The sequence below is a fragment of the Micromonospora sp. WMMD1120 genome, assembly GCF_029626235.1.
Classification (GTDB): Bacteria; Actinomycetota; Actinomycetes; order Mycobacteriales; family Micromonosporaceae; genus Micromonospora.
In genome coordinates this window covers 2202786-2215385 of the sequence record NZ_JARUBO010000005.1, presented here as the reverse complement: position 1 = coordinate 2215385, position 12600 = coordinate 2202786, and the positions used below count along the sequence as shown (strand labels likewise).

Sequence of the window (12600 nt, the reverse complement as noted above, 5' to 3'; positions counted from 1 at the left end):
TGGCGAGGGGGACCAGCGATGAGTGAGTACCAGTACTACGAGTTCGTGGCGGTCGACCGGCCGTTGACCTCGGTGCAGCAGCGTGAGTTGCGGGCGTTGTCGACGCGGGCGCGGATCACGGCGTCGAGTTTCGTCAACGACTACCAGTGGGGTGACCTGAAGGGCGACCCGCGGGAGTGGATGCAGCGGTACTTCGACGCGTTCCTGTACCTGGCGAACTGGGGCACCCATCGGGTGGCGCTGCGGCTGCCGGTCACGGTGTTGGACGCGGGCACGGCCGCACCGTACTGCGTCGGACGATCGGCCTGTTCGTGGGCGACCCGTACCCACGTGATCCTCGACCTGCACAGTGAGGACGAGGAAGGCGACGAGGACGAGGAGTACGACGGGGCCGGTCGCCTCGCCGCGATCCTTCCCGCCCGGGCGGAGTTGGCCGCCGGGGATCGGCGGTTGCTGTACCTGGCGTGGCTGCTGTGCGTACAGAACCGCGAGGTCACCGACGGCGAGCCGGAACCGCCCGTCCCGCCTGGTCTGGGCGACCTGTCCGGGCCGCAACGCGCCTTGGTCGACTTCCTGCGGCTGGACCCCGATCTGCTCGCCGTGGCGGCCGAGAGGAGCGCGCCGCTGAAAGAGAAGGCGCCGTCGGGGGCGGCGTTGTCCCGGTGGGTGACGGCGCTGCCCGAGGCGGAGAAGGACGACCTTGTCGTACGGCTGGTGCGCGGCGACGCGCACCTGCGTTCGGAACTGCTGGCCCGTTTCCATGGTGCGGCTCCGAACGAGGGCGTTCGGACCGGCCGTACGGTCGGGGAGCTGTTGGCCTCCGCGGAGGAACGCTGGTCACGGCGGCAACAGCTCGCCCAGCAGCGCGAGGCGGCCGAGCGGGAGCGTCGGGAGCGGGCGGCCGCCGCCGCCCGTGAGCAACGGCTGAACGTGCTCGCCGACCGGCAGGAGCAGGAGTGGCAGCGGGTGGACGCGATGATCGAGACGAAACGACCGAAGGAGTACGACGCCGCCGTCGTCCTGCTGTCCGACCTGAAGGCGTTGGCTGATCGGGAAGGAGACGCCGAGGTGTTTCGGCAACGGATACGGCTGTTGCGGGAGCAGCATGCGCGTAAGCCGAGCCTGCTGGACCGGCTCGACCGGGCCGGGCTGAGCTGACTGCAGCGGGGACGATTCAGGCTGCTACCGCTGGCGACGGCGGTGAAGCCGCCGTGGATCTTGAGGTCATCCTGCATCGAGGTGTGCGCGGGCGCGCATCAGTGCGAATCCGAGGAGGTTTTGGCCGCGCCACTGGGCGGGATCATGAACGCGTGGGTCGGTGGCGGCCAGGCCGATGCCCCAGACGCGGTCCACCGGGCTGGCTTCCACCAGCACCCGGTTACGCGTGTACGACAGGTACTGGCCGAGGTCGGGGTGCTGGCTGAACTTCGCCACGTTGGCGGCGACGACCAGGTCGAAGCGGTGCGCGTCCCACAGTGCCTGGTCGAAGCCGCGTACCTGCCGGCCCAGGGTCTTGACCGCGCCCGGATGCGACGCGGCCAGCATCTGCTCGGCGATCGCCTCGTCGCCGAACAGGCGCGCCTTGCCGACCATCATGTAGTGCTCAGCCGTGGCATAGCGGATGCCGTCCACGACGAACGGGGCCGGCCACCACTGGCTCAGGCAACCCGGTCCGACGCTGCCGTCGGGTTGGGGCTGATGGCCCCAGAAGAACAGGTACTTGAGGCGCACGTTCGCAGTGACGAGCGCCCGCAGCTCGGGCAGGCTGTACGGCAAGGAATCCGTCTCAGGCACGCCCAGCAGGCTGTCAGACCCGGGCGGTGCGGGACCAGCGCGTTTCGCGATTGTCGGTACCGTACCTCGATCTGGCAGAGGAGAGCTGTGGTGACGGAGACGATGACGCTGTGGCGGCCGACCGGCCCGCAGGAGCTTGAACTCGTCCGCGCCTCCGGTTGGAAGGCCTGGCCGGCGCGGCTGCCCGACCAGCCGATCTTCTATCCCATCCTCAACGAGCAGTACGCGATCATGATCGCCCGGGACTGGAACGTCCCCGCCTCCGGCGTCGGCTACGTCACCCGGTTCCACGTCGACCAGGAGTTCGCCGCCCGATACCCCGTCCGGCAGGTCGGCGGCCGCGACATCCTTGAGCTGTGGGTGCCGGCCGAGGAACTCGACGAGTTCAACCGGCACATCGTCGGGCTCATCGAGGTGGTCCACGAGTTCCGCCCGGTTGAGCAGGCCGAGTGATCGGCGGTGGATGCCACCGAGCGGCTCGTACGGATCCGGCAGCTTCTGGCCGGGCTGCCGGGCCCGTACGGCAACGGCCAGCTGTGGACCGTGATCCGATCCACCGACACCAGCGACCCCTTCCCCGACGCGTTCGCGTTCCTGACCAGCGTCGGCGTCATGGATGCTGGCGGCCCTAACGGAACGCCGCCGCAGGCCCCGCAGGACGCGGCGCAGCTGTCGGTGCGGATGAGCGAGGCGAGCCAGCACGTTGCCCTCGACTTACTGATCGGAATGACCTCACGCACCCTCGCCTACGGTGCCCGGGGTCGATACCCGGAGGAGCGCGCTCGTGATGTGTTACGGGCGCTGGTGAAGCTGCTGGGCCATGGAACCCGTTGGTGGACGAACACCGACCTGGTCTCATGGGAACCGGTCACCCGACACGTCATGGACGCGTTCGTGATCGGCAAGGGCGGCGGCGTCATGGTCGCGGTGCTGGCTACTGACGAGGACTGAGTCACGACTCCCTGCGCGCCTGATGACGTCTCCGTCACCCGTAGGGTCGTCAGGTGACCGCGTACGACATCGCCGCCCGGCTGCCCGCTATCGACGAGTTACGGAAGCGTTGTAAGGCGCTGGCCGTTCTGGAACGCATCATCGACGGCGGGGCGCCCTACTACGCCTACACCGCTCGCTGGGGCCCAGACGAGGCGGCGTCGATGAGCAACGGCAGCGGCGACGAGTGGACCATCGTGTTCACGAGCCAGGGTGCGTTCATCCGGGTCTTCGATCATGAGTCGGCGATGTCGCCCTATGGCGACGCAGACCACGAGTTGTGGCCGGGCCTGCTCGACGGCCTCCCCGAGGCGTTGCACCCGCAGGTGACCGAACCTGCGTTCTGCGACGAGACGGGGCAGTTCTTCGCCACCGCTGTGCTGTGGCGATTGAACGGGGACAACTGCTGGCGTGCCGGGAAGGGCATCGAGTTCCCGCCGCTGCGCGGGCCGTACGACGACGTCGGGCCGGACGGCTCCGGCATGCTCGACATCCTGCTCGACGACATCGTGGACCGGTTCGTCGAGTTCTGCGGCGACTACTACGAGATCGAGGTGGACCGGGCGGCGGTCGCGCACGTCGTCGCGCACCGGCCCCTCACCGACGCGGTGGTTCGCGCCCTGAACCCTCAACTCACTGTCGCCATGGCGCACGAGGACCTCGCCGCGATCGGTTACCCGGTAGCCGCGCCGTAGTGGATGCCTGGGTGCGTCCTCCGTCGCCCAGTCACGCGTGAGCGACGGCGGCCAGAATCGGCCGGACCCTGTTGTAGGAGGTTGCGGAAGTCCCCTGTCCCACCCTCGCCGTCGTGGATCTGCACCCGGTGGTGTGCCGTGCCCTGTGCGCCGTCACCTGTGTGCTGTGCTGGGCGTGCGATGTGTGCCGGGGAATCGAACCCCTGCGCCTGCCCTCGGCGCGCCAGGAGTGAGCCGGATTACCCGCCGGCTCGCGGGTTCGTGCACGCCTCCACGTTGGCTACCTGCTCCGCAACCCTTCAGTCCAGCAGCTCGACCTCCCAGTTCGTCCGCTGAATCAACGTGTCCACCTCGCGAAGCTGCCGGGCGAGGTCGTCGGCCTGCCGGCGCAGCTCGGCCACCGGCAGCGCCGGAATCATCTTCAACTCCGACCGCAGCTGCCGGTATCCACGCTGGCCTTCACCCGCAGCGGCGTCCGCGGCGGACGTGACCACGCTGTGCCGCAGACGAAGCACGTCGCGACGTGCGAGCGCGTCCGTGAGCGTGCCCACCCCGTCCACGGCCGTGGCCGCGTTGGTGCGATTGATCCGCCGGATCAGCGACTCCAGCTCACCGAGTGCAACGCCTGCCTCCGCGAGGAGAGCCGAGGCGTCCTCAGCCGGTGCCTCACCCTCCTGGTAGCGGGCGCTGGCCGTGATGCGGGCACGGCGTTGTTCGGCGCGCCGCGCCGCATCCGCGCGCAGCGCCAGGGCCTCAGCAAGCTTCATGGGCACCAGTATCGCCAGCGAAGATCAGTACGCGCTCCCAATTTCCTCCCGATCCGGTCCCGCTCCTGAAGGCCCGCGACAGGATGGCGGACATTCGGCCGAGGAGCCGGGCGGAACCTGGTGCCCTCAGTCCAGCAGCCCGCTGGTGCGGCGGGACAGTTCGGCGAGCCGGTTATCGGCCTGCTCCCGGCGGAGTCTCACCCAGTCCTTGCCTTCTGCGGCGACTCCCTCCAGGACGTGCAGGGTCTGGTGGAGGCCCGAAGCGTCGACGGTCAGGTCGGTGATGGAGCTCGGGTCCTCGTTGGGTTCGGTCGGTTTGGTGTCCGTCCCGGTCACCTGGACCGTCATCTTCTCGCCGCTGTTCAGGGTGAGGTGGAACGTCGGCTTGCGCAGAGCCAGTCCATCGATCCGGACGGCGGAGATCGCGTGGAATCGGTAGTTGAGCCGCTGGGTGTCGCGATGGCCAGCGCGTCTGAAGTCCAGCTCGAGGTCGACCTGCCGTACGCCATCCTCGGTGAGCAGGAAGAGCAGGAGTCGGTAGTGGGAGTACCGCCACGGACCGTCCTCGGCGCGCCTCTTCCGAGTGGACTTCGCGGGTGCTTCCAGAAAGGCGTGCGCCACGACTTGGCCCGGCTGGAGCCGGAACTGCTGTAGGGCCTGGTCGGTGATGACCTTGCGGTCGTACTCCAGCCAGGCGGCCATCTCGGTGTCCGTCGGCCTGTCGGCGAGTTTGGCCACCCAACGTTCGTACGCCTTTGTTCGTCTGCCCTGTTCAGCGGACCGGTGAGCGCTGTCGGCAGCAACCCGTCGACGCTCGGCGACTATGCGGAACGTCGCCCGCGTGGTGACAACGGCTGTTGGCATGGTCAGCGCCAGCCATAGCGTGCCGGGCAGGACGGCAGCCGAGAAGACGGCTGCCGATGCCGAGACAAAACCGGTGATGAGGGCGACGACGCCGACGACCTGCAGCAGCCAGGTCCGAAGCGGCACACGTAGCTCCTGGCGGTACGCGGTCAGGGTACCTTGATTCCAGCGAGTCCTTACGTCACTCGCCAGGTACCTCACCAGCCAGGCCACCCGGTCGGCGTTGATGCGCTCCTCTCGGTAGGCGTCGACCACCTCGTTACGCAGGTGTCGGCGGATACCGGCGGTCTCATCGAGCCACTGGTCGCTGGCCATCCCGTCGGGCTTGTAGCGGGCGAAGTAGTGGGTGAAGAGGCGGTCGATCTTGCCGGCGAATCCGCCAGGCCTCGCGTCGGTTTGCTGACGACGGGGTGGGCGAAGCTCGCTGTCCTTCGCCTGCCGGTAGCGGTGCCTAAAGTACCGGTCCGCCCCTGCGATACCGAAGATCGCCAGACCGGCCACCGCGCTGTACAGGCCGATCAGCCCGCCGAACTCGCCGTTGGCTGCCAGCAACGCCGTCAACTTGCCTGTCGCCAGCAGGAGCAGCGATCCGCCGACTCCCACCTTGACGCGGTCCGACATCGCGATGGCAGCCGGCGTGACCGGCCGAGTCCTCGCCCGCGCGGGCGTGGGATGGAAGAACTTCCACGCTCGACCGAGCCGATCGTCAGCGGTCCGGTTCTCTCGCGCATGGGCAACGGACCTCTGCCACAGCCGGTCCCGCAGTGCTCCTTCGAGCGCTATATCCAGATGGTCGAGGATGTATCCCTGCTGGCGAGGGGGCAACGATTCCAGATCCTTCGCCGCCGTTTCCGGCACGGCGGCGTCAGTCGAACTCAGCAGCCTCAGGATCGCCCGGAGCCCCAAACGTCCAATCGTCCCATTCGTCGAGATCAGGCGGGTCGCTCCAAATAGCCAGAAGCCGCTTCCACTCCTCGTCCTCCAACTGGCGCGGGGTCCGCCCACTGAGCAGGGCGACCAGGCGGTAGAACTGGACCCGAGGAGTGATGGGGCAGCCACGGGTGACCGCTCGTTCGATGTGCTGTCGCGCCGTGTCGAGCAGGAACCTGTCGAGGTATCGCACACCGGCCTCGAACTCGCCCTCAGGCGTGGCATCGGGGTCCGCAGGCGCGTAGTGGTGATGGTGGAAGTCACCCTCTACGGCACCCACTTGGACGCCGACATATGCGTTGTCCTGGGCGACGTTGCGGGTGGACTGCGACGTCATGCCATACCCCTCGCGGCCGCGATGATCATCGCCAGCCTCGCCGCCAGCTCGGAAACGTCGGCCACCAAACCTCGCAGCCGCTTGAGGGAGACCAGGAATCCGCCGCGGTCGGTGGCAGATCCGTCGCGCAGGCAGCCGGCCGCCGCGTCCAGCTCCGCTTCTGCCGCCGCGTAGGTCTCCTCGTCCAACCTGCCGTCCAGGCATGCCTGCTTCATCTGGCGCCGGAGGTCGGCAATGCTGACCGCGAGGTCGACTGGGTCCTCCCGACTGACGCCGATGGTGACGTTGCCGTGGATCTGACCCGCCTGCACCCCGACCCGGGCGTTGCCGGTCGCGAGGTTCTCGTTCTTCATGGGCATCGAAGCGCTCCCGTGTCCGCTCGGCGTACCGTTTCCGCGGCCGCTGTCGATGGTCAGTTCCTGGGCCAGCGCGATGGCGAAGGCGGCAGCGTGACGCGCAGCCCGTGGCTGCCAGTTCTGGCCGTCGGTGACGGCCTTGCTGCCGTCTGCCCGGTCACTGATTCCTCGTACGACCACCACCGGAAGCGCTCGGTTGAGGTGGCCGGCCTGCGCGACACCGGCAGCCTCCATCTCGATCGCCACCGCGTCGTTGTAGTGCTGTCGAATCCACTGGGCCTGGGCGGAGATCGCCGAGTCCTGCACCACCTCACCGGCAGCGATCGCGCCGAAGTGAACCCGAATGTTGGGTGCGTCGGAGAGATCACGGCTCCATTCGCCGACCCTGGCGACGTGATGGGCGACCTGATCCGCCTCGTGCGGGATCTCCCAGGCCTTCGGCCGAGCCTTCAACCCGTCGTCTTCGCTGGTGCCCCCGTGGTAGGCGTAGATCTTCCTCGCGACGACGACATCGCCGAGTGCGACGCTGTGTCTCAGGCCGCCGGCCACACCAACGAAGAGCACAGCAGAGGGCCGGAACTCGGCGATCGCGCGCTCGGCCAGCACCGCGGAGGGATGGTTGCCCATACCGACCAGTCCCAGCGCCACCCGAGGTCCGCTCTGCCCGATACGACCGACCTCGAAGCGCGTGCCGGCGGCGTGGCGCCGGACGGCAAGGCCGCTCAGCCGGCCACGGACCGCCTCGTACTCAAGATCCAGGGCCGTGAGGATTACCACGAGGTCTTCGTCTGAACTCACGTCGGCTCCTTGTCTGTCGGGTTGGGCCTGGTCATTGGCGGCCTCAACACCACCTGCGGTCCAGGGCGGAACAGCCGCGCGGGGCGCCCGCTCTCGGCCTTCCGAATAGGTCCGGCCGGGACGATGAAGCCGGGGACGCTCTGAACCTTCCGATAGAAATTCCGGGGATCGAGCTGTACTCCCCACACCGCCTCATAGACCTCCTGCAGGTCGGAGATCGTGAACGTCGACCCGCAGAAGGCGGTGGCGAGTGCGGTCCGCTCCAACTTGTCGCGGGCCCGCTCCACACCGTCGAGGAGGATCTGACGGTGGTCGAAGGCGAGCCGTACGTGGTCGGAGAGCGCCTCCTCGACTGGCACCCAGTAAGCCTGGGTAGCGTTCTTACCCGCAGTCGGTTCCGGCAGCCGGGGCGCGATGGCCAGGTAGGCGACGGACAGCACACGCCCTCTCGGATCCCGGCCCGGAGTGCCGTACACGCTGAGAAGTTCGAGGTGTGGGTGCTCCGAGCCGAGGCTTGCCTCCTCCGCCAACTTGCGATGGGCTGCGTCGAGGAGGTCTTCCTCGGGGTGCTTCAGGAATCCACCAGGGAGAGCAAGACGACCGGAGTGCGGCTCGATGCCCCGCTGAATCAATAGCGCGTGGAGGCGGGCTTCCCGCAGCGTGAGGATGACGAGATCCACCGCGACGAGCACAGCCGTTGGGCTGCCCTGAGGCTTAACCATGAGACCACCATAGGTTTTTGTCACTGTGACAGGAATGCCTGCCGTGTGTCGGGTTTCGGCACCTGTCGATCCGAGGCTGGCAGCCACATCGCAGGAGGAAGTGCACCTCCCTCCCGCCGAGGCGAGGCGCTGACATCGCCGTCCCGGGCGAACTTACGACTGACTGTCGTCGAAGGCCTCCGGCTGACGGGGTGAAGCGTGTTGCGAGAGGCGTTATGTGCTGCGCCTTCGGCAAGGCCGAAAATGTCGGCAGCGTGTCGCATGATCGATTGGTGGATCCGCGGAGGGGAGCCTTGACCGTGTCGCTCACGAACCAGCAGGTGACGGCGTACGCCTTCCTGCAGGAGTTGCACGAGGACGAGTACTTCCCGGACCACGTCGTCGACAAGGGCCGAGCGATCCTGCTGCGGTTGTGCGAGCAGATCGAGGCGGAGCAGCTGAAGGACCTAGTACTCCAGCCGGGGATCGTGATCACGGTTCAGTGAGGGCTTGTCGGGCGTAGTGGCTGGTCATGGCTCTGGCCTGGTGACGGCGTCGGAGGATTGACCAGAGCAGCGGGTCGGTGTGGCGGCGGGTGGGTTCGATGATCAGGATGTTGAACAGGTGGCGTAGCTCGTTGACGGTCAGCGTGATCAGCCCGGCCGGATCGGGACGGCTGCGGTGCGTGGTCGCGGCGGCGAGGAAGGCGTGGGCGAGGATTGCGAGGGTGGTCCAGCGGTGCCAGGACGTCCAGCGGCAGTTCTGGTGCTGGTCCAGGCCGAGTCGGTCTTCGCGGCTTGGAACGATTCCTCGATCGTCCAGCGGCGGCCGGCCACCAGGACGAGGGTGCGCAGCGGGGTGAGTTCAGGTGACCAGCAGCGGTAGGCCGCCCACCGGCAGGGCAGCCCGCCGCTGACTGCTTCCTCGATCATCCGGGACGCCAGTTGCGGCTTCGTCGCGAAGCGCACCTGTTCGGGAACACCGGCCTCAGCTCGACGCTCGGGGTCGTCGCACCAGGACTTCGGCAGGTAGAGGGCCGTGTCGAGCATCGCGTGACCAGCCTCGGTGGCATAGACCAGATGCACGGCGACCTGGCAGTTCTCGATCTTCCCCGCCGTGCCCGAATACTGCCGCTGAACGCCGACGGTGTGCCGGCCCTTCTTCAGATCCCCCGTCTCGTCGATGACCAGCACCGCCTCGGCATCACCGGGGTGCTCGCCGACGAACTCGCGGACATCAGCGCGAACCGCGGCGTCATCCCACTTCCCCGGGTCAGCAGGTCCTGCATCCCATCCGGGCCGGCGTCACCGGCATGCTCGACGATCGTCCAGCAGTTCTTCCGCGGCAAGGGCGCCAGCAGAACCCAAACAAAGTCACGCACCCGGCGGCGAGGCTCCGGCCTGCGGAAACGTTGCCCAACCGTCAGCATCAGGTCGTCGAACAACGCCACCGCTGGGCGTCTACCCTATATCCGGCAACCACCGCTGCGTCATGGTCAGTCCACACAACCGCCCATGATCGACGGTGGCTGCCCTCGTTCCCTCACCGCATCAAGCCACAGCTCAGCCAAGGTCAACATCCCCGGCTGGAGTATTAACCGGCTCCCTGTTGATGAAGTTCAGTCAGGTACACGTCAGCCAGGTACCCGGCCCGAGTGCGAAGACGGGCCGGACGGGATGGCGCTTCACTCGGCATCGGCGGTCACACTACGCCACGCATGATCTCGGGACAGTTCCACACATAGGTTGACCGCGACTCTGCCCACGCTTCAACGTCCCGATAAAGGCTCGTACGCATTAGCTCCGCGCAGGAAAAGGCGGCCCGTATTGCTTTCGCTACGTTGTTCGCATTAACCGATCCACCCCACCGCTTCTTCATCACCGCCGCGAGGGCCGGGAATATGTCGTGACCGGAGCAGTAACGAGCCTCCATGTCGATCTCGCCATACTTAGCCGCCAAAAGTGGCAGCACTTCTTCAGCCTTTTCCTTAGGACGAGCGCCGGCAGCCTTGGAGATCGCGATCGTGGCGGCCAACTGGAGGTTCGGGTGCCCCCCATCAAAATCCATAATCTCAGCGACCGGGAATTCTCGGGCCCGGAGGTTTAAACCATGCTCACGGGTAATGAGTCGAATAGCACCCACCGCCACTGCGGGCCGAATCGCGAACTCTAGGGGCTTGCCGAACTCCGATTGCGCCACATGCTTCTTCATCACAGCAGTCTTACAGAAGCTCGTGACGACACGGGAGCAGCTATCTCCAGTTAGCATTACTGTCGAGTCTAGGTCGTACATGTCGGTGTAGACAACGTTGCTGGACGGATTGGGCTCATCGAGAATACCCACCCAGTCCCTGTCCAGGATCGCTAGAACTAAGTCGAGTTGATCCGCGTCGACAAGCGCAATGGTCTCAACTACCGAGGTCTTGCCATAACCCGGAATTAGATAGAACTTGTCCTCGTCGACGTGGGTATCGAGAGTGTCGACGTCGTCGGGCCCCTCGACTAAGACGACACCTTTCCCCGTGTCGTCGAGAAGTAAGAGTACTTCGGCGTACAGGTCGTCACCCGTCAGAAGTTCAAACAACTCAATCATCCATTTCCGACTTCGGAACCAATGGCACCGTCCTTTCTCGCCACTTATGAATGATTTGAGGAGAATGCGTTGCGATCACGAATCGCAGAGAGGTAACCTTTGCTATCTCAACAAGGTCGTACAAAAACTGTCGCTGCCAGCCGACGTGCAAGGAGATCTCAGGCTCATCAATGAGCACAACCGTTTTCTCTTGCACTTGAAACAGCAGATCATAGGCAAGAACAAGCTCGTGCTGTTCGCCAGACGACAAGCGGTCGGGAGGGATTTCCTGGCCGGTGTCATTTGTTTCAACGAGGAAGCCCTGCTCCCTGCTGATGCGCAGAGTCTTGTACTTGAAACGCGAATTGACGATCTCCTTAAGTAGGCGAACTCTGTCGAGAACGTCCTTAAAGGTTTCGAGCTTGCGCTCCGTGTCTTCAAGGTAGGTCCACAGAACGCGCCGTTCCCACGGCTCTAGGCTCCGTTCCGGCAGCGGGAAGTAGCCAGACGACGCCTGAGCTACGTCAATCTCGGCGAGACGAGCGCGCAATTGGTCCTGCTGGGCATACTTGCGGCGAATCTGATCGTCCGTCACCTTGACAGAGGTGTTTCCTTGCAGGAGCCGAAGCGGAAACGTTCGGTCAAGCTCCTGCGAGCGGCGTGAGTTCTGCGCTAGTGCCTCGCGCAGTCTCCGGGAGAGGTCGTCAGAATAGTAAGATACCCGAGATTGCGGCAGCTCTGCATCGGGCGCAGGCCGCGTCTGGATATTTGATACCCGCGTCGGAAGGTTCAGGAGCCGTTGCGTTTCGATTAGATAAACCTTCGTTTGCGCAAGGAAGTCCTTGAGCTCTGCCGGGCGCTCTGCCACTGGAGATAGTTCCTGTGGCAACATGTGGCCATATTTGTCGAGCACCTCGATGAAACTGAGCAAATCCCCGTTGGACATGTCCTGGTAGCGGTCGCCACCAATCCTTTGCACCGGAGCGACTTGCATGAGGAACTGCCGGAGACGGGCGCTTGAAGGCGAGATATCCGATTGCGACGTCCACGATATCTTCGGACCTTTGACGCCTAGTATTTCAAAGTGAAGGTTTATACCACTGTGCAAACTCACGTTACGGGCGCGCCTAGGCCTTATCTCTTCAGGTGAAGCGACAACCTTAGTTACCCGAAGAGACGCTCCGTCGTCAAAATCAAAGCGCGCCTTTTGAAAAGGAATTGAGGCTATCCGACCGATCTGGAAATTAAAGGTTGCCGACAGGAGCTCAAGGAACTTTGTTTTACCTACTCCGTTCGGACCGTGGATGATAACGAACTCCCAGTCCTCTGGGAAGGGCACCACATGGTCGAACCGGCCAAGCATGCCGTCTACTTCGATTCGCACTAGCTGGGGCACGGCTGCTATTCCTCCTAGACACGTGACCGCATGTCGCCCATGCTGCTAGCCATCGGTCGGCGGCCTCTTGACGCCGTAGCAGACTAAGCGGTGTGGCGCTGAACAGGCGATCTCGGCGACATCTTCTGTCGGATATGCGCTAAGCGCTTGCGGTATAGGCGGTGGGGACTTAGCGGCAAGTTGCGGCAATCCTGCCCGGTTTGCGTGCCTCGGTGTGGCCTCGGGAAGGTAGCGGCGAGCCGCTTGGGACCCCTTTGCCATGGCATCGACTTGTCCCGCTTCTCCGTTGGGAACGGGTGGTCTAAACTGTGGTCTCCTTCGCCGCCGTCCGCGGTAGGGACCGCCCGTGTCGCCGCGTCGCCTGATCAATAGACCTTTGTCGACCAATGGCTCGAACCCAG

General features: G+C 65.2%; 13 protein-coding genes and 1 pseudogene. 5 read left to right on the top strand and 9 right to left on the bottom strand.

Annotated features, from left to right (window positions below; genetic code table 11):
• The first annotated feature begins 18 nt into the window (after positions 1-18).
• Positions 19-1158: a hypothetical protein gene (locus tag O7634_RS10515; RefSeq protein ID WP_278149941.1), complete on the top strand. Its 1140-nt coding sequence runs from the start codon at positions 19-21 to the stop codon at positions 1156-1158.
• Positions 1159-1224: 66 nt separating this feature from the next.
• On the opposite strand, the gene O7634_RS10510 is transcribed toward O7634_RS10515, so the two are convergent.
• Positions 1225-1794, bottom strand: a complete 570-nt coding sequence (locus tag O7634_RS10510) for an NADAR family protein (RefSeq protein WP_278149940.1) — start codon at positions 1792-1794, stop codon at positions 1225-1227.
• Positions 1795-1884: 90 nt separating this feature from the next.
• On the opposite strand from O7634_RS10510, the gene O7634_RS10505 reads away from it, so the two are divergent.
• The 3 genes from O7634_RS10505 to O7634_RS10495 are packed head-to-tail and all read left to right on the top strand — an operon-like array spanning position 1885 to position 3479.
• Complete coding sequence (locus O7634_RS10505; RefSeq protein WP_278149939.1) at positions 1885-2247, top strand: ADP-ribosylation/crystallin J1; 363 nt, start codon at positions 1885-1887, stop codon at positions 2245-2247.
• Between the two features lie 6 nt (positions 2248-2253).
• Entirely contained in the window at positions 2254-2745 is a 492-nt protein-coding gene (locus O7634_RS10500) for a hypothetical protein (RefSeq protein ID WP_278149938.1), read from the top strand.
• 53 nt (positions 2746-2798) lie between these two features.
• Complete coding sequence (locus tag O7634_RS10495) at positions 2799-3479, top strand: hypothetical protein (protein ID WP_278149937.1); 681 nt, start codon at positions 2799-2801, stop codon at positions 3477-3479.
• 299 nt (positions 3480-3778) lie between these two features.
• Here O7634_RS10495 and O7634_RS10490 read toward each other — a convergent pair whose 3' ends face one another.
• The 5 genes from O7634_RS10490 to O7634_RS10470 all read right to left on the bottom strand — a co-directional run bounded on the left by O7634_RS10490 (position 3779) and on the right by O7634_RS10470 (position 8253).
• The gene (locus tag O7634_RS10490; protein ID WP_278149936.1) at positions 3779-4246 is read right to left on the bottom strand and encodes a DIP1984 family protein; all 468 of its coding nucleotides are present in this window, start codon (positions 4244-4246) and stop codon (positions 3779-3781) included.
• 126 nt (positions 4247-4372) lie between these two features.
• Complete coding sequence (locus O7634_RS10485; RefSeq protein WP_278149935.1) at positions 4373-5968, bottom strand: hypothetical protein; 1596 nt, start codon at positions 5966-5968, stop codon at positions 4373-4375.
• A gap of 7 nt (positions 5969-5975) precedes the next feature.
• Positions 5976-6377 carry a hypothetical protein gene (locus O7634_RS10480; RefSeq protein WP_278149934.1) on the bottom strand — a complete coding sequence of 134 codons (402 nt, stop codon included), beginning with the start codon at positions 6375-6377 and terminating at the stop codon, positions 5976-5978.
• Positions 6374-7531: a 5'-methylthioadenosine/S-adenosylhomocysteine nucleosidase gene (locus O7634_RS10475; RefSeq protein WP_278149933.1), complete on the bottom strand. Its 1158-nt coding sequence runs from the start codon at positions 7529-7531 to the stop codon at positions 6374-6376. The genes O7634_RS10480 and O7634_RS10475 overlap by 4 nt, the downstream gene beginning before the upstream one ends.
• Positions 7528-8253: an NUDIX domain-containing protein gene (locus O7634_RS10470; RefSeq protein WP_278149932.1), complete on the bottom strand. Its 726-nt coding sequence runs from the start codon at positions 8251-8253 to the stop codon at positions 7528-7530. The genes O7634_RS10475 and O7634_RS10470 overlap by 4 nt, the downstream gene beginning before the upstream one ends.
• A gap of 299 nt (positions 8254-8552) precedes the next feature.
• On the opposite strand from O7634_RS10470, the gene O7634_RS10465 reads away from it, so the two are divergent.
• Positions 8553-8738 (top strand): DUF5713 family protein, encoded by a 186-nt coding sequence (locus O7634_RS10465; protein WP_278149931.1) that lies wholly within the window; start codon positions 8553-8555, stop codon positions 8736-8738.
• Between the two features lie 190 nt (positions 8739-8928).
• Here O7634_RS10465 and O7634_RS10460 read toward each other — a convergent pair.
• From O7634_RS10460 to O7634_RS10450, 3 genes and pseudogenes are all read right to left on the bottom strand, one after another.
• Positions 8929-9661: pseudogene (locus O7634_RS10460) on the bottom strand (IS701 family transposase); the annotation flags it as partial.
• Positions 9662-9933: 272 nt separating this feature from the next.
• On the bottom strand, positions 9934-10815 hold the full coding sequence (locus O7634_RS10455; RefSeq protein ID WP_278149930.1) for a hypothetical protein: 882 nt from the start codon (positions 10813-10815) through the stop codon (positions 9934-9936).
• Between the two features lies 1 nt (position 10816).
• Positions 10817-12199: an AAA family ATPase gene (locus tag O7634_RS10450; protein WP_278149929.1), complete on the bottom strand. Its 1383-nt coding sequence runs from the start codon at positions 12197-12199 to the stop codon at positions 10817-10819.
• Positions 12200-12600: the final 401 nt, after the last annotated feature.

Excerpts from the sequence above, each read along its gene's own strand:
- O7634_RS10515 (WP_278149941.1), top strand. The coding sequence starts at position 19 with ATGAGTGAGTACCAGTACTACGAGTTCGTGGCGGTCGACCGGCCGTTG.
- O7634_RS10490 (WP_278149936.1), bottom strand. The coding sequence starts at position 4,246 with ATGAAGCTTGCTGAGGCCCTGGCGCTGCGCGCGGATGCGGCGCGGCGC.
- O7634_RS10480 (WP_278149934.1), bottom strand. The coding sequence starts at position 6,377 with ATGACGTCGCAGTCCACCCGCAACGTCGCCCAGGACAACGCATATGTC.
- O7634_RS10470 (WP_278149932.1), bottom strand. The coding sequence starts at position 8,253 with ATGGTTAAGCCTCAGGGCAGCCCAACGGCTGTGCTCGTCGCGGTGGAT.